The 17722-nt window shown below is 40.5% G+C and carries 15 protein-coding genes; 2 read left to right on the top strand and 13 right to left on the bottom strand.

The annotated features are described in order from the left end of the window. Positions 1–57: 57 nt before the first annotated feature. The 11 genes from ACYQ3A_RS03630 to mazG all read right to left on the bottom strand — a co-directional run bounded on the left by ACYQ3A_RS03630 (position 58) and on the right by mazG (position 11965). Positions 58–4179 (bottom strand): hypothetical protein, encoded by a 4122-nt coding sequence (locus ACYQ3A_RS03630; protein WP_459895710.1) that lies wholly within the window; start codon positions 4177–4179, stop codon positions 58–60. An 18-nt stretch (positions 4180–4197) separates the two neighbouring features. Next, a complete protein-coding gene (locus ACYQ3A_RS03625; protein WP_459895709.1) occupies positions 4198–4614 on the bottom strand; it encodes a hypothetical protein in 417 nt (138 codons plus the stop codon). Between the two features lie 91 nt (positions 4615–4705). Further along, on the bottom strand, positions 4706–5659 hold the full coding sequence (gene ruvB / locus ACYQ3A_RS03620; RefSeq protein ID WP_459895708.1) for a Holliday junction branch migration DNA helicase RuvB: 954 nt from the start codon (positions 5657–5659) through the stop codon (positions 4706–4708). Further along, complete coding sequence (gene ruvA, locus ACYQ3A_RS03615; RefSeq protein ID WP_459895707.1) at positions 5656–6222, bottom strand: Holliday junction branch migration protein RuvA; 567 nt, start codon at positions 6220–6222, stop codon at positions 5656–5658. Before ruvA ends, ruvB begins: the two co-directional genes overlap by 4 nt. 2 nt (positions 6223–6224) lie before the next feature. Next, positions 6225–6983: a type II secretion system protein GspN gene (gene gspN, locus ACYQ3A_RS03610; RefSeq protein ID WP_459895706.1), complete on the bottom strand. Its 759-nt coding sequence runs from the start codon at positions 6981–6983 to the stop codon at positions 6225–6227. Next, entirely contained in the window at positions 6980–7531 is a 552-nt protein-coding gene (locus ACYQ3A_RS03605; RefSeq protein ID WP_459895705.1) for a hypothetical protein, read from the bottom strand. Before ACYQ3A_RS03605 ends, gspN begins: the two co-directional genes overlap by 4 nt. After that, complete coding sequence (locus ACYQ3A_RS03600; RefSeq protein ID WP_459895704.1) at positions 7524–8765, bottom strand: hypothetical protein; 1242 nt, start codon at positions 8763–8765, stop codon at positions 7524–7526. The genes ACYQ3A_RS03605 and ACYQ3A_RS03600 overlap by 8 nt, the downstream gene beginning before the upstream one ends. Then, a complete protein-coding gene (gene gspK, locus ACYQ3A_RS03595; protein WP_459895702.1) occupies positions 8762–9634 on the bottom strand; it encodes a type II secretion system minor pseudopilin GspK in 873 nt (290 codons plus the stop codon). Before gspK ends, ACYQ3A_RS03600 begins: the two co-directional genes overlap by 4 nt. Continuing rightward, positions 9615–10673, bottom strand: a complete 1059-nt coding sequence (mtnA, locus tag ACYQ3A_RS03590) for an S-methyl-5-thioribose-1-phosphate isomerase (protein ID WP_459895700.1) — start codon at positions 10671–10673, stop codon at positions 9615–9617. Before mtnA ends, gspK begins: the two co-directional genes overlap by 20 nt. A 1-nt stretch (position 10674) precedes the next feature. Then, positions 10675–11151, bottom strand: coding sequence for a universal stress protein (locus ACYQ3A_RS03585; RefSeq protein ID WP_459895698.1), 477 nt, complete (start codon positions 11149–11151; stop codon positions 10675–10677). 31 nt (positions 11152–11182) lie between these two features. After that, positions 11183–11965, bottom strand: a complete 783-nt coding sequence (gene mazG, locus ACYQ3A_RS03580; protein WP_459895696.1) for a nucleoside triphosphate pyrophosphohydrolase — start codon at positions 11963–11965, stop codon at positions 11183–11185. Positions 11966–12035: 70 nt separating this feature from the next. Here mazG and cysS point away from each other — a divergent pair, with 70 nt between their 5' ends. Continuing rightward, complete coding sequence (gene cysS / locus ACYQ3A_RS03575; protein WP_459895695.1) at positions 12036–13457, top strand: cysteine--tRNA ligase; 1422 nt, start codon at positions 12036–12038, stop codon at positions 13455–13457. Between the two features lies 1 nt (position 13458). Continuing rightward, positions 13459–13605 carry a hypothetical protein gene (locus tag ACYQ3A_RS03570; RefSeq protein ID WP_459895694.1) on the top strand — a complete coding sequence of 49 codons (147 nt, stop codon included), beginning with the start codon at positions 13459–13461 and terminating at the stop codon, positions 13603–13605. Positions 13606–13653: 48 nt separating this feature from the next. Here ACYQ3A_RS03570 and ACYQ3A_RS03565 read toward each other — a convergent pair whose 3' ends face one another. Both ACYQ3A_RS03565 and ACYQ3A_RS03560 read right to left on the bottom strand, forming a co-directional pair. After that, the gene (locus ACYQ3A_RS03565; protein WP_459895692.1) at positions 13654–17232 is read right to left on the bottom strand and encodes a cytochrome c3 family protein; all 3579 of its coding nucleotides are present in this window, start codon (positions 17230–17232) and stop codon (positions 13654–13656) included. 18 nt (positions 17233–17250) lie between these two features. Next, positions 17251–17655: a hypothetical protein gene (locus ACYQ3A_RS03560; protein WP_459895691.1), complete on the bottom strand. Its 405-nt coding sequence runs from the start codon at positions 17653–17655 to the stop codon at positions 17251–17253. Positions 17656–17722: the final 67 nt, after the last annotated feature.

Below are 17722 nucleotides of genomic sequence, written 5' to 3'. Positions count from 1 at the left end.
TCTATAAAAAACCCCCTGCCACGACTTAGCGTAACAGGGGGTAATTGCGTCATATTTTTAGTGCTTTTTCCTTCTAAATCTAAAGAGTCCAAGTAAGCCAGAGAGAAGAACTCCAAGGTTGAAGAGTCCGGAAGTTGGTGTAGCAGGTGTTACTGAACAACCACCTCCACCGCCACCTGATATAGTGGTAGAAGTTGTCACTGGAGTGGTAGAACCTTCTCCAAGAACGACGGTTACAGGCTCGGAAGCTTTCACAATCACTTCAGGGTTTACTACAGCTTCTATTGTTCCGTTACTAATTCCGGTTATTTCAGCTTCAACTTCTTTATCTCCTACAAGGGCTTTAACAACGGGATTGTTTACAAGTTCCGTAACATTTTCAAACTTAACTTTAAACTCGGTTGAAGCTTCAAACTTTAAAGCAACAGCAATTCTGCTAAGTTGTAACTCCGATGCAAGATTCAGGAGCTCCGCCCTTTCATCATCGTTATCACCAAGAACATCAAAAATCGTTGCATAAGTGGTAACAACCTTTACTTCAGCCTCTCTGTTATCAACTTTGACTTTTATCTCAGCTTCTGTTCCGTTGGTTGAAACTGTAGAATTCTCTATCTCAAGGATTTCAACAGAACTGCTAACTTTCTTTAGTACAGATATAGCCAACTCTCCTTCCTCTTCTGCTCGTGCATTTGCCCTAATAGCTGCTATATTTAACGTTAGTTTCTTAGAATAAGAATCGTAAGAAGCCCATCCTCTATCTATTGCCTCTCTCATTGTAATGGACTCTGGATGGAATTTCTCCTCATCTACTTCGTAATGAACGCTATTACCTTCAGACTTCCTGACTTTGACGATGGTTACATAGTTGAGGTAGAGATCATCTATGCTGGCAACCCCAAGATCAGCAAGATTGAACTCAAGTTTTTCAATATAGTGGGAAAGGATCATTGGAGTAAAGACCGGTTCTACTCCTTCTCTCTCACCAGCATCCATTATTTCATCAGCAAGGTGCTCAAAACCAAGGAGCTCTGGAAGTTCGTTTTTGAGTCTAATTATGATAGCCCTTCTTGGGAACTCTCCTTCGTCGAGAACTTCGGTCTCAACTTCAACTGGAATTCCTTCAAATTTCATCAACCATTTCTTGTTCTTCCATTCATCTGGAGCTGATGCAGGAACAGCAAATGCGATACCATCAACCCCTGAGCTTTCAACAGGAATTGGAACAAGATGTCTATCAATATCAATGCCATTATTGAGGGCGTTAACAAGAATATCGCCAGACCTTGTTACCATGACCTCAAAGGTCTGGTTATCAATTTTCATATTACCGTAGTTTGGAGAACCGTCAGAATTTTCTGGTGAGTTGAAGAAGACCCTCACAGCTTCCTTGTATGCAGAAGGTGGAATCTTAACGGGAACTGTGACAATCTCTCTACCAAGTCCAAAGAATTTAACATTTCCGTTTTCATCTCTCTCGATAAGAGAAGACAATGTAGTGTCTCCGTTAATATCATTCATGTTAGCCTGAGGTAGTCTTCCCCTCTTGACATCGTGGCAGGAGTTACAGTTCAGTTCTTCGCCGTTAATGGTCTTTCCAGCTCCAAGAGCATACTCTTTTGGTAAGACCCCATGGTCAATGCTAAACGGAGCTGTCCAGATGTAGAAAACAGGATCAGGATTGTGAACACCTTCTTTTGTGAGTACATCTGTAAGAGCTGCTTTCATTGCCTGATATTCAGTATCTGTGTCGATTTCAGGGAGATAGTCTCCGTTGTCATCGCAGATAAAGTCTCCCTTGATAGTCTTAACACAGACCTTCCCGTTCTGGATGAAGTAGGCCGGAATATTCTTATCAGCAGATGGCGAATACTCTGCACCATCAAGAGCAGCTGCCATTTCTCTTGTATAGAGGACTTTCCCTGTTGATTTGTCGCACCAGGTTACAAGTGTGAGAGGGTCTGCAATTCTATACATGAACTTCTGTCCACCTGCTTCGTCCGGTCTGAATCCGTTATTAATAATTACTGGAGCCCAGACCCATGGGAATGAATCATTCGGAACTTTCCAGATACGAAACATTTCCTGACCTTTTCTGAGAGCAGCTTGTCTTGGATCAAAGTCTGTTTTGTAAATAGGAACAACCTTATCAATCAATCCCTTATCCGGATCCCATATACTCCTGGCTATTGGGAATGGCTGAGGTGCACCATACCCTGCAATTGGCATAAACGGTCCAAATCCTGGAGTAAACATATCTACAGGAAGTGGAATGGTGGTGTTATTTCCGAAATCATAATCAAGCATTCTGTTGTCAAAGTTGTAGGAGTATCCAAGGACATCATAGAAAGCTCTGAATGTCCAGTGGGTTTTGTATGGAATATGACACACTTCACAGGAGATTTTTTCCATGTGGATGGAAGCACCACCTTCTGGACCAAAAGCACTTGTGTGAACTTCAGCTGCAAGTTCCCTTGAGCCACCGAAGTGACAGTCTAAGCAGGTTTTCAGGGATGGATTGTAATCTAAGGACTGATCCCAGTGACCTCCCCAGTCGTTACCCTTCAAGAAGTCGTGATGGACTGGGTGGAGCTCTTTCTCTTCAGTGGAAAGTGAACCTTCACCGTGACAGGAAAGACAGGTCATACCCCCTTCTTCACTATCAAAGTGAACATCGTAACCAATAGGGATTGGATTTTCATCATCTATAGCCTGGACAGACTTGGCGGTGAGCATTCTTCCGAAAGCCTGTTGTTTCTGGGTTTCATTGCTGAAGTCAACATCTACAAAAGCATCAGGGGGTAAGTTGCCCTTGTCTTCTCCGCCTAAGTGGATATCGTACGAGAAGACATCTCCTCTCTTAACAATTTCAGCTCCCAAGCCAAGAGTTCCCTTTCTTGTTACCCAGGTATAAACAGGAACTGTTCCGTTGTCTGTATCAACAGTACCGCTTTGGTAAGGAATAGCCATGTGGCAATAGGAACAAACATATCCCCACTCTTTATTTTTTGTTCCATTGGTCATATCTGGATAAGGATGAGAACCATCTCCTAAGGCTGTTGGAACAGAGTAATAGTAATCTTCTGGTGTTAACTCTTCAGAAGGAGTGTCCTTGTCTCCTCCCCTGTTTTCCAGTATAGGAAGGGCTACAGACTTTTCAGCATCAAATTCGTCTGCATCGTAGTAAACTTCTGGGATCCATATATCACCCTTCTTGACAAATCTTACATAGGCAAGTGGAACGCCGTCCTGGTCGGTATCAACTCCCATGAGAGAAGCTGTTGAAATATATTTAAAGAAATATCCTGCAAAGGTTCTATAAACAGTTTGATTATAATCATCTTTGAATGTAACTGCTCCACCATTTACATAAACTTCACCACCATCTTTGTCTTTTGTTGATTCGGGATGTTCGAAATAAACAACTCTTGCAACTTCCCTTGTCGCACCATTTGCGTTGTTGGGATAGAGGAAGAACCTGTTATCTGTCCCGTTTACTATTCCATTTATGAACTCCGTAGCGTTGTCTGGTTGGTAAACAGCCGCAAGAACCCGAACAGGAACTGAGTTATAGTAAGCAGAATCAACTTTTTCAACGGTTTTTCCATCAATGATCTCACCAACCTTTGGAGGAACACCAAGAGAAATAACGATAGTTTCGTTATCTGCCGTCATTCCCTTGAATACCATGACCCTTGGGTTGGCAGGCATAATTGGTTCTACAGTAACGTTATTAATTACCGTTTTTATCTTCTTAGGAGAAGATGCATCGGCATGACACATGAAACAGTCTGTATCATTTACTCCAGAACGCTTAAAGTTGAAGACCTTGGGCTTACCGATGTATCCGGCTCCAACGTCATAATCGGAATATCCAAGAAAGTCGCCGTCTATTCCGACCTTTGACAAAATGGTCTCATTATCGACAAACCATTCCTTCTCTGAAAGCTGTTCAAAAAGATCTGTCCCAAGTTTCTTTTCAAGTAGCTCATCAAGAGGCTCATTTTCCCTTCCAAACTGTGCGGGACCACCTCCAGCGTGACAGGAGTTACAGGTTATATTCTGATTGACAGTTCCCATGTCGAAGTTGAAACCTTTATATGCATTAGCATCTGCTGGGTTTACTCCATCAACAGCGCTGTCTGGAACAGCAGGGTCTGTAAGAGGATTCTTTGCCGCCAACTGGCGGTAGGAAGGTGGTCACCAGCCCCCATAGTGAGACTTGCTCCTGAAGTAACGCATCTTTAAAACAACGTTTGTTACAAAATCCTTTGTTCCTGTGTCATCTCCCTTTGTCTCACCGTCCATCCAGCCCATATCGTGGAGACCGACAGCTCCGTGATGGGACATTCTTACATCTTCTACAATCTTCTCGTGACACTGGGCACAGGTTTTTTCAAAGCTTACTGGATTACCTCTTAAAAGGATTGTCTCATTCCCTGCGTTGTTATCAATAGTTACATTGTCTGTTGAATTTAGAGTATTAACGATTGGGTTTCCTTCCAAATCCAGAAGCTTTACTGCAGGGTGTTGAGCAAACCCCTGAGAAGCAAGCATGGCAGACATTATGAAGCCGGTAGTAAGCGAAAGCTTACTTCTCCTCCATTTTGTTCCCATCTTTACCTCCGAATTTTTACAAAATTTTTACAATGCATTTTTTATGATTTTAGCAAAATATATATAAATTGCAAGGAATATTCTGATAATTTTATATTAAGAATGGCTGGGGCATTTTATATCCCAAGAGCTCTAGAGCTTTTGCTGTTACCTTCCTTCCTCTTGGTGTTCTTACAATAAGTCCCAGCTCTATTAGATATGGCTCATGAACGTTTTCTATTGTGTCAACGTCTTCTTTCAGAACCGTTGCAAGAGCGTTTAATCCTACAGGTCCCCCTTTGAACGTTTCAGCTATTGTTTTGAGAATTTTCCTATCCATATGGTCAAGACCGTGGGAATCGATTCCGAGCTCTGTCAGAATTTCCTCAGTCCTCTTTTCATCTATTTTATCCCAGTTATTGACGGTTGCATAATCTCTAAATCTTTTTAACAACTGATTGAGAATTCTTGGAGTTCCTCTGCTACAGCGGGCTAAAACTTCCAGAGCTCTTTCTGTCATGTTGATGCCCAGCTTGATAGAGTTTCTCTTTGCTATCTCTTTAAGCTCCGGAACAGAATAGAGCTCCAGTCTGCAGATGATTCCGAACCTCGACCTGAACGGTGGAGTCAATAGATTAAGTCTGGTAGTTGCTCCAATCAGTGTAAATCGCGGAAGGTCTATTGAAAAACTCTTAGCCCTTGTCCCTCCAGTGACAATATCAATTCTGAAATCTTCCATTGCAGAATAAATGCTTTCCTCTATTGTTCTGTTTAGTCTGTGGATTTCATCAATGAAAAGAACATCCCCCTCATTCAGTGATGTTATCAGTGCTACAAGATCCCCTTTTCTTTCTATTGTGGGAGCAGAAACAATCTTTATCTCCCTTCCCAACTCTTTTGCAATTATCATTGAAAGAGTCGTCTTTCCAGTTCCTGGAGGTCCATAGAAAAGAACATGGTCAAGGGGTTCTCCCCGCCGTTTTGCCGATTCTATGGCAACCTTTAAAATTTTCCGGACCTTTTCCTGTCCTAAAAATTCTTCAAGTCTTTCAGGACGTTCTATCAAAACTTTCTCCCGGAGAGTTTCTTAATGATTTCCTTCACCACTTCCTCAATTGATCTATCCTTAACTTTTAAATCTATTTCTTTGACAGCACTCATGATCTCTTTTCTACTGTAACCCAAAGAAGCAAGAATTTCAAAGAGTTCCTCAGGAATACTCTCTTCCTTCACCAACTTTCCTTTCAATTCTAAGATAACCCTTTCGGAAAGCTTTTTACCAAGCCCCGGAACAGTAGAGAGGGTTTTTACATCCATAGAGGAAACAATCTCTTTAAGCTCCTCATAGGAAAAATGAGAAATGATGCTCATTGCAACTTTTGAACCAACTTTTGGAACTTTTAAGAGCTCTTCAAAAAACTCTCTTTCCTCCCTTGTTCTAAAACCATAAAGGGATGGTGTCCCTTCTGGAGGAAATATGAGCTTTGTAAAGAGCTCCAAACTATCCCCTTCTCCTACCTCTGTAAGAAGACTCAAAGGAACAAATACACGAAAAGCAATACTTCCACAGAGAAGAGAAACGCTATCCGGATACTTGAATATAACTTGACCTTTTAAGCAATCAATCATCTCTACTTAAACGAAAGGTTTTCAAGAAATCCTTTTATTCTAAAAGAAAAAGTTTGCCCCTTAAACGGCTCTACATAGGGAGTTAGCTTTACTCTAAGATTCACGTAAGACTTTTCTATCTGGCGAACATTCAGATTAACATAGCCTTTCACTGACAACCTTGCATCCTTACCCTTTCCCTGCACATCAATATCAACAACATTTTTCCTTTTAACTTTATAGGTTACCTTAACATCCCCTATGTCGGCACTCTGGAGAGAAAGAAGTCCAAATACAATCTTCCTTAGTTTAAGGTTTTGTAGTTTAAAGTTTCCCAAACCACCTACTAAACTGTTCTTTGTGAAAGAAAGAGTGCCACTGCCGAAAAGAACGCCGGATATAGAAAAAGGAAGAGAACTTTTCTTCAGACAGTTATCTACTCTCAGCTTTTCAAGTTTAAACTTTACACTACGGATAGGGTAATTGGCGTCTGCTTTTAAAATACCTCCACAGACCCTTGCCAGAACGTTAAATCTCTTCTCTTCTGATAGAAGAGAAGAAACTTGCGGATTTATGATAACTTTATCAAATTCAAAGGGTAGAAAAGAAAGTTTGACATCATCTAATTCAACCTTCAAAGGTAATCTTCTAACTTCAACCTTTTTGCAGGAAATCTTCTGATGACATAGACTGTTTTCAACAAATCTCTCTATCGGGAAAGTGAGGTAGAGAAAAAAAGGAAACGAAAGCAGGAATATAAGAACAACAATCAGCTTTCTCATTCTACTCTCCTGTAAAAGTTAAAAGTCACCTTTCCCGATACCAGTCCGTTTTCATCCATATCGGAAATTTCAATTCCCGTACAGCGAAAATAGTAGGAGCTCCTTTCTAGATTGTAGATTAAAGAAGTCACCTTATTAAGAGGTGTTTCTCCAAAATCAACAGAGACCATCTTAACTTCTATACCTTCAATTCCTTTACCTATTGAAACTTTCAAATTTTTAAGATTCATTCCAGCCTTTTCTGCTTGAGATTTCACATAAGTTGTAAGATTAAGCGTCTTTCCGTTATCAACTCTCCGGAGAACTGGATCCAGTTCTTTTTTCAGAACAATAAGTTCCTCAAGGGAAGGTTTTATCTTTTCAACTTTTTCCTGGAGTTTCCTTTCCTTTTCAACGAAAGTGTTTGTCATGCTCTTAAGGGGGAAATAGACAAGAATTACATAGAGCAGAAATATAAAAACGGGAACTCCCAAAAAGATAACAAATCTCTCCCGCTCGTCGAGGCCCGAAAGATACTCAATCACAAAATCCTTTACTCTTTCAAACACCAGATTTAACTCCTGAAACCGAAATTGAGAACTGAATTCCCTTAGTAACTTTTTTAACCTTATCAGTATTTACCTTTTCAAAGTACTTTGATAGATTATCGGTAAAGACTTTAAGAGATTTCTCTTCATCCGCATAGCCAGATATACGAAAACTCTCAGAAACGGCAGAACCTTCAAGCTTCAAAATCTTAATACCTTCTACAACCGATTTTGATACTCCAGAAAGAGAAAAGAGAATAGAAGGTTTATCAAGTAGAAGAAACGACTTTAGTTCTTTAAGTTTTGAGAGCTTTTGAGAAACCTGAATCTCTGGTGCAAGAACTTTTTCTTGCAGAACTTTCCTAACCACTTTTTTATACTCTTTTGAGACCAACTCATAATTTTTCTTTTCATGAATGTAGGTAAAGAACTGTGAAACCGTAAAAAGAATGGTAGCTGCAAGAATAATCGCTCCTCCCGTGATAAGTGCACTTCTATGTTTGATGAAAAACTCAGAACTGAAAAGGGAGAACTCTTTAAATGCAGCTTTGCAGGAAGCTTTTCTGAAATGGTAAAGACCAAAAGCATTAAAGTACAATGGAGTTTCTTTTCCGAAAACCTCTATTTCCGGTATTTCCAGTGATTGAACGTACTCCTTTAAAATATTCATAAACTCACTATCTAAAGCACCTCCTCCAACAACAATCACTCTTCCTTCAAGGCGGGGAGTAATCCTCTCTTCTAAAAAAGCTTTGTTCTTTTTCAGAAAAGGAAAACCCGCTCTGAAAATTTCCACTTCTTTTAGTTTTCCTGCTTTTAGAGAAAGGATTGCCGTCTTTGCAGCCCCGAAATCAACAATTGTTAAATCTTCTTCTCCATAGAGAATAGCAGCAGCCGTGGCTGCGCCAATAATGTCAACGGTTATGACTGAGGATTCTTTTAAACTTCTATCCAGTGAATCTATAGTTTCCTTCTTTTCAATAAATATCAGAAATTCGCAACCTCTTTTCTCTTTCCTGACAGGGCAGAAAGAGATAGTAAGATTTTCCGGTTCAACGCCTATATCGGCAGAAACATCGTTGAGTATCATCTTTCGTAGCTGAGATCCGCGGCAAACAGGATAAAAAGACTTTTTAACAAAAACTGTCTTTGAAGAGACTCCCGTTATAAAACTCTTTCCCTCTTTTAGACCTGTTCCAAACTTTTCGCCATCAAACCATTTTATTGCAGCCGAACCTGCATCAATTCCAATCATTCAACTACCTTCCACTCAAGAACTCTATTTCTATCAGTAAATGCTACTACGTTTACAATAGAGTCACCATAAGAAGCAGTAACTTCCATCTTGAAGTAGTCACACCTGTTTGTTATTAAAGGTTTAATCAAAAAGTAGAGCTCCTCTGTAAATCCAGGTAAATTTTTTATATCCTCCAGTCTTTTTATTGGTCGATTCTCAATTATACTATCTACCGCTGTCTCATCCATCTGCTCAGAAAGAGCAAGAAGAAGTTCCTTTGAAGCAGAATTGACGTTTATCCTTCCATCTCCATACACAGTAAGGTAATTTGAAAGCCTTTTAAACGTATTTGCATCAATTCCCTTAACGTAAAGGATTTCAAAAAGGCTTTTAGTAGCTCTGTTGGAGGGTCTATATCCAAGTCCTTCATAGTAGTAACTCTCTGCTCCGTTGTCTGTCACGGTGTCGTCTGAATCTATCCAGTCTTTGAGGGTTGCTGCAGTGTCGGTGTTGAGCTCAAGGTTTTCAAATAGTCTGATAGCCATTTTGTAGTAAAGGGAACTACTGAGTTTGTTTACGTTGAACTTTCCACATTCATCGGCAATTCTTACTGAGAGAAAAATTCCTCTATAGTTATAGACTATGGGACTGTACCAATCATCTCCTTCACCGTCGTAGCCGTTATTATCATTTTTCAAATAGTTTAGACCTATCTTTATGGCAGAAACCGCGGCGTGGTAAGCAACGACATAGTCCCGAAAAGATTCTGACTTTGAAACGCTTCTGGTAGATAGAAAGTAGACGGAAAAGAGAAAAGAAGTTACAACCGCAATCATAACGAGAACAAGGAAGAGGACAAACCCCTTCCTACTCTTTGAAGAACTCAAGAATCTTCTCCTCATCGGGAGAGTTAATTACGCCCTTCTCAGTTATTATTCCCGTTATGTTCTCATGGGGAGTGACATCGAAGGCGGGATTCTTTACCTTCGCACCGTAAGGAGCGATTCGACAATCCTTACAATGACAGCAAAGAACCTCATCCGGACTTCTCTCCTCAATTGGTATCTCTTTTCCACTTCGTAAGGAAAGATCAAAAGTTGAAGTTGGAGCAGCTACATAAAAAGGAATACCATGTTCTTTTGCCAGAACAGAAAGGGAATAAGTTCCAATTTTGTTGGCGGTATCACCATTCAGAGCAATTCTGTCCGCTCCAACAATAATACAGGTAATCTCTCCAAGAGACATAAAGTAGCCCGCCATGTTGTCGGTTATGAGGTAGTAAGGAATCCCTTCTTGCTGGAGTTCCCAGGCGGTAAGCCTTGCTCCCTGAAGGTAAGGCCTTGTTTCATCAACATATACAACGATATCCTTACCTGATTCTACTGCTGCTCTTATAACCCCAAGAGCCGTTCCATAACCAGCAGTAGCCAGAGCTCCAGTATTACAGTGGGTGAGAATAACCTCTCTTGAACCAAGGAGCTCAGCTCCGTAGTAGCCTATTTTCTTGTTGGTTTCAACATCCTGTCTCTCTATGTTTATCGCTTCTGTTTCGAGGGCTGCAACAATATCTTCTTCTTTGAATCCCGCCTGAACAATTTTCTTCATCCTCTTTAAAGCCCAGAAAAGATTTACAGCTGTAGGTCTTGTTGCAGCAAGTCTGTTTATAATGAGCTCCATTTTCGCTTTAAAATCAACAAAACTTTTCGTTTCCATCAAAAGCTGCTTTGCACCGAGGGCAACTCCGTAAGCTGCAACGACTCCAATAGCTGGAGCTCCTCTTACAACCATCTGCTCTATAGCTTGAGCAACACACTCGTAATCTTTACACTCAATCCACTCTTCTTTAAGAGGAAGCTTTTTCTGGTCAAGAAGCAAAAGAGATTCTCCAGTCCACTTCAGAGGACGAATATCCTTAATTCTCCCCATACTAAGCCTCCTTTTTAACTACAAGAACTGGACACTTAGCGTTCTTTATCACAGCTTTTGCAGTACTTCCCATCTCTAAGATTCTTTCAAGGAGTCCTTTACCGTGGTAGCCTATAACTATTACGTTAACCTTTTCTTCATCTGCGATCCTTACAATTTCCTCCTTAGGGTCGCCAATGGTCATAATCCTTTTAACTGTGAATCCCAGTTGTTCCAGTTCATCAGCCATCATGTTGAGCATTTCCTCATGTCTCTTCAGAATTTCCTTCTCTATTTCAGGTATATGGGCATAGATAGTCGCCACATCCATAGCAAACGGGTCATCAAACTGAGGAAGGCTGAACTCTAAGGGATGAATCACATGAAGAATAACCACTTCCTGAGCGTTTGCCTCTTTCAACTTTAAAACGTAATCCTTTGCAACTTCAGCAAGTTCAGAAAAATCTGTAGGATAGAGAACTTTCTTGAAAAGTGGCATTTTTCACCTCAAAAACTTTTAATTAACAAAATCATACCATTTCCTTTTTTGCCTTTTGCCACAACTCTTCCATTTCATCAATGGTCATATCCTTTAACTCTTTCCCGCTCTCTTTTGCCAGCTTCTCCATAAACCTGAATCTTTTTTCAAACTTGTCGTTAGACTTAGAAAGTGCAATTTCCGGATGAACTCCAAGAAACCTTGCAAGGTTTACAGCCATAAATAGAAAATCTCCAACTTCTTCCTCAACTTTTTTCTTGTCTCTACTTTTTAGAGCCTCTTCTATCTCGTTAAGCTCCTCTATTACCTTTTCTTTTATTCCTTCAAAATTGCTCCAGTCGAAACCGACTTTCACAGCTCTTTTCTGGAGCTTGTAAGCCCTTTCAAGGGCAGGTAAAGACTTAGGAATTCCGTCCATCTCGGATTCTCTTTTTTTACCCTCCTGCTCTTTAAACTTTTCCCACTCCCTTAAAACATCTTCAGCATCTTTTATGTCGTCTCTATCACCAAAAACGTGGGGATGGCGGAAAACCAGCTTTCTTGCTATGGAGTCAACAACATTGTTAATATCAAACTTACTCTTCTCCTTAGCAATCTGGGAGTGGAAAACTATCTGAAGGAGGAGATCTCCAAGTTCTTCCTTTAAGTTCTCATAGTTATTATCCTTTATAGCATCTACAACTTCGTAAGTCTCCTCTATTAAATAAGGAATAAGACTTTCGTGGGTTTGCTTCCTGTCCCATGGACACCCTTCTGGAGATCTCAATTTCTCCATAATCTTTACAAGATCATCAAACGTATATTTCTCCTTCATTGTCTATCTCCTCAATTAAGTTGGAATACTATAATTTAGAATTCCGTAATTTTAATCCCACGGAGGAAAAATGATTAAGATCTTCAATACACTCACAGAGAGAAAAGAAGAATTTAAGCCTTTAGAAGATAAAACCGTAAGGATGTACGTCTGTGGTCCCACAGTCTATGACCACGCTCACATTGGACATGCAAGGAGTGCCGTTGTTTTTGACGTCATAAGAAGATGGCTTGAGTATAAAGGTTATAAGGTCATCTACGTCAGGAACTACACGGATGTTGACGATAAGATAATCAAACGGTCAAGAGAAGAAGGAATTCCCTGGTATGAGGTAGCTGAGAAGTATATAAAATCCTACGAAGAGGACATGGAAGCTCTCAATGTAAAAGAGCCAACTTACAAGCCAAGAGTTACTGAACATATAAGAGAAATTATCGAAATGATAGATGGTCTTATAGATAAAGGTTATGCCTACGAAGCTGGTGGAGATGTTTATTTTTCAGTTGAAAAGTTTCCGGAGTATGGAAAGCTTTCAAAGAGAAAGATTGATGAATTAATAGCCGGAGCGAGAATAGAACCGGGGGAGAAGAAAAGAAATCCTCTCGATTTTGCCCTCTGGAAAAAATCAAAGGAGGGAGAACCTGGCTGGGAATCTCCGTGGGGAATCGGAAGGCCGGGATGGCACATAGAGTGCTCAGCCATGTCAATGAAATACCTCGGTGAAACGATGGATATCCATGGCGGAGGACTGGATTTAATATTCCCCCACCATGAAAATGAGATTGCCCAATCAGAAGCCTACACAGGAAAAAACTTCGTTTGCTACTGGATTCACAACGGCTTTGTTATGGTAAACAAAGAGAAGATGAGTAAATCCCTCGGTAACTTTTTTACAATAAAGGATATCCTTAAAGAATTCTCTCCGGACGTTCTAAGGCTCTTCCTCATCTCCACCCACTACAGGAGCCCGATAGATTTCTCTTTTGAGAGATTGAAAGATGTAGAAAAGAGTTTTAAAAGACTAATAAACTTTGTCAAGTCAAAAAGCATCATCGATTCTATTCCTGAAAGCAAAGAAGAAGAAGGAATAATTGCAAATGACATTAAAAGTTTCAGAATCAGGTTCGAACATGCAATGGACGATGACTTTAATACTGCAAAGGCATTAGGTGTTATTTTTGAATTAGTAGGATACGGAAACTTTCAGCTCAAATTAGCACTTGAGAAAAATAGATTGTATATCTACGAGAAAAAGTGGCTTTTGGAAGCTATTGAATTCGTAGAAAACAGCCTCAAAGTGCTTGGATTTAGATTAGAAGAAGAAAAAAAATCTGAGATTGAAGATAAACTTATAAAACTGCTCATCGACGTCAGAAGTGAACTCCGCAAAAGAAAAGCCTTTGATCTGGCAGATTTAATAAGGGATAGATTAAAGGAACTCGGAATAACCTTAGAGGACCTGCCATCCGGAACAATTTATAAGAGGAGCTGAAATGGGAATATACGATAGAGACTACTACAAAGAAAAGCATGAAAAGAAAAAAAGTTCAAAGGTATTTTCATTTGTAAGGTGGCTTTTTATAGTCCTTTTTATCCTTGCCTTCATTGTCTATGTTCTGGCAATCTTTTCAGAACATTAAATTAAAAAAGCCCCCATTACGGGGGCTTTAAGAAATCTTATTTAAACTCTAATTTCTCTTTCTTCTGAATCTCAATCCGATAGCACCCAGTCCCATAAGCAAGAAGTTGACAATTCCTGAAACTGGAGAAGTAGCTGGTGCAATTGAACAACCACCTCCTCCACCGCCTGCAGCAGTTGTTTCGGCTTCAGGATAACTCTCTGATGAAGCTGTTCCGACTACAGCAAAGTAGCTAAGGTGTGTTCTTGAGAATGAAACGTAAGGGTTATTAGGATCAACCTCAAACTCTCCTATTTTCGTCCAGGTCTTTCCATCTTCACTGGAAATAACAATTACCTTTCCAGAAACTTTATCTGGATCATACTTAAGTGTTATGTGAATAGGTTCTTTAAATTCGTTTGTCTTAGTGTGAATATCCAAAATCTCTGATGCAAGCACAGGTGTCTTGATACCTTCTTCCCGTGCCTTCTCAATTGCAGACTCTTCAAGTTCAGGTTCTTCCACCTTTTCTATCTTGATAATTGTCGGTGTATCCACTGCTCGCGCTGGAATAGAAACCGTAATACCCTCTTGAGATGTAACACTGCCCTCAACTGTAACAAGCGCAAAAGCTGCATATTCCTTGCTTTCAACAGGAACAGACTCAAACTGACCAAGAGCACCCTGGGTTAGTCCCATTATTTCTCTGCCATCTGGAGTTCTGACAGTAGTAACTCCTTCTGGTACACGCCAACCACCGTAAGCTTTTGATTCTTCAATAGCTTTCTCTGGAAGAGCAAATGGAGCAAGAGTTATAAACCTTCCAGCGTTAAAGTCTCCACTCTTCACGGCTGGACTGTACCTGTTCTTTGATTCATCTGAATTGTGGCACGCATTACAGGAGAGAGGACCTGACCTTTGAGCTCCAAGAGCATATTTAGCTGGAAGAACTCCATGGTCAATACCGAAAGGAGCAATTCCCAAGAATATGACAGGATTGTGAGGATGGTTCGGGTCTTCTTCGTTAAGAACCTGAATTAAAGCATCTTTCATAGCATCGTATTCATAATTGCTATCAATTTCTGGCACCATATCTCCATCGTTATCGTAAATAAACTTGCCGTTTATTAGCTGAACTGCTGCTACCATTCCCGTATCGTTTCCATTGGCATCCTTCATGGAAATAGCAGGTTTGACAGTGTCAGCCTCTGCCTGAGATGCAGAAACCATAGTTATTGCTGGAACTTCTTTTTGTGGATCTTCTGGATCGATAGTTGATCTTCCTATTGGCTTACCAGTATTTGGATCAATAGCAACCCCTCTGACAGCAGCGTGAAGCTCTCTGACAAAGAGAACTTTTCCTGTAGATGCGTCCATCCAGGTTGCAACAGTAATTGGGTTAATTAAACCTGCTCTTACGACATCATTACCATTATCATCAATTGTATGTCTCCTTACTATTGCTGGTGCCCATCTCCATGGGAAAAGGAACGGTTTCATCTGCGGATTAGCACCTGTTGCCCACATACCAAACATTGTTCCGTTATCGTTCCACCTCATAAGAGCCCTGTTTGGATCCATATCGATCATTGTCATAGGAACAATTGCATCTCCACCGTCATCAGTTGTCTGAGTAATCGTAAAGGCATAGTTAACACCGTAAGTCGGAGATGGAGAGAATGCTGGAATGGCCCACTCAGGTGGGAACTGATACATTGTTACATTTCCGTTGTCCACTACAAACTTCATAAATCTATTGTCAAATTGGCTGGAATAACCTATAAGATCGTTGAAGAATCTAAAACTCCAATATGTCTTATAGGGAATATGGCAAACCTGACACATCATAGAGTTTATGTGAACTGAAGCTGCCGGTCCGAAGTAAGCTTCGTGTTCCTTAGCTGCATCAGCATCAGAACCCCAGTGACACTTTGTACAGGTCTGAAGTGAAGGATTGTAGTCAAGTGCCGGCATTACCTCACCTGCAGGATCATTTCCTTTCAAGAAGTTATGAGGATTGTGGTGTGATTTTTCTTCATCAGAGAGATTGTCTTGACCGTGACAGGAAAGACAAGAAAGATTTCCTTCATCCTCAGCAAAGTGAACATCATATCCAGAGGGAAGTCCCGCTGTAGCGTTGTTCGGATCAGCTATTGTTCCATCTGGATTCATAAATATTGGAGCATCTGTTGTATCACCCTCTGCCTCTCTGCTGAAAACAGCAGCTCTTTTTACGACATCAGCGCCCATTCCAATAATCCCACGTCTTACGTACCAAGATGGATAGCTGTTGCCGTTCATATCAAACCATCTGTTATCCCTGTCTGGTATTGCAAAGTGACACTGGGCACACATCAGAGTAAGTTCGTCATCTTTCCTATCTGCAGGTAAAGATTTGCTAACTCCAGCTTCTTTTGAACTATCTGCTTTACAGAGAGTATAGTGTCCACTCGTTTCAAGAATTGGCAGCTTGACACTTGAAAGGTCAGCATCTTTTGCATAGTAAGCAACAGCCTTAAACGTCCCATCTTCCTGTTTTTCAAGTTTTACGAAAGCCAGAGGTTTGGAAGGATCATCAGGATTAGCAACTCCCATCAAAGTTCCAGTATCAGCCCAACCGAAGAAGAAACCTGCCCTTCCAAGGTTTACGAACGGCTTTGGATTACTCATATCCATTGGATTGTAAGAGAACATGTCGTTTATTGTTGTAGCTCTAAGGAACATACCAGCGCCGACGTAAGGTTGACCTTCAACTGTTGATTCAAAGAAAGCATTTCTCAAGTAATCTCTTGCAGAAAAGTTTGGAGCTCCGGGGTCGATGAAGAAAGTGGAAGTGAAATTACCAAGAGCTGGAGCAGTTGTATTATTCATGGTACAGATTGTTGAGTTATCTGCAGGATTCACTATATTTATGTTGTAATCTGGGCTATAAAGATCTCCTTTTCTTATGGCTTCTGTTAACTGAGAAACTACGATTGTTCTTAATGTCATGTTATCAGTAGCGTTTATATTTTCCAAACAGTTTGTAATCTCTTCGTTATAATAAAGGTTTATTATTCTTTCTAAAGGATTAGAGTAAAATGCCACTGAGTCTATTGTGTAATTATTACTAATTTCGGTGGAATTTAAACTTGGTGGGAAACCAAGTGAAATTTCAACAACTTCCCCCTCTGCATTTTTCTTTTCAAAAATAAAAACTCTTGGATTAGCAGGTGTAGGATTGTCGGCACGCCATATACCTGTTTCTACAGACAGATTCTGAGATCTGTCAGCGTGACAGAGAAAACAATCTGTATCAAGAACTCCAGACTTCTTCCAATTGAACTTATGAGGTTTACCTAAGTAACCTCTTGAGTATTCATCAGGTGTATAAGAAAATGCGTCACCATCCACTTTACTGTTGCTGTAAGTTGCATTTGAGAAGAAACCAGTTCCATCTGTTGAGTTATCCCAGGTTGAAATCTTATCGTGTCTTTCTGCAGAATCCCTGTCAAACTCTAAGATTCCACCGGAGTGGCATGATGAACATGTAAATGCCTTATCTGGTGTTCCCAAATCCATTGAGTAAGCAGTATTTCCTCTAAAGTCTGTTCCATTGTTTACATCTGGAGCAAGTCCTGGTTCGTTAGCAGGATTTTTAGCCGCCAACTGGCGGTAAGAAGGTGGTCACCATGCTCCATCGTCACCAAAAGAACGGAGAAACTTCCTAAAATCTTTACCAGCTTTTACCCTTTCAGCTCCGTAGTTGTCCGCCAGTTCCTCCCATCCACGTCCTATATGGTAGGCTGCATGAATAGGACCTGGAGAATTAACACCGCCGCTTACATCTCCCGTTATTTCTTTGTGACATGCACCACACGTAGCTTCCCAGCTTACAGGATTTCCCTCACAGTACTCGATGCCGTTGATAGGAAGACAGTTGTTCGGCTTAAGGGTAACAGCAATATCTGTACCGTTAATATCCTTTAACGGCACATCGGGGTGGGAGTAAGCCGTAGTTGAACCGGTTAAGGCTCCCAAGGCAAAGAGAGAAGCGACTGAAAGAACCTTTCTTAGGGATCTTGAAGCCATGACAGCCTCCTCTATTTAGAATTAGCATCTAATATCTTATTTTATATCTAATCTTCGAAAATTACAA

The organism is Desulfurobacterium crinifex (assembly GCF_054656775.1).
This window is presented reverse-complemented; position numbering and strand designations above follow the sequence as displayed.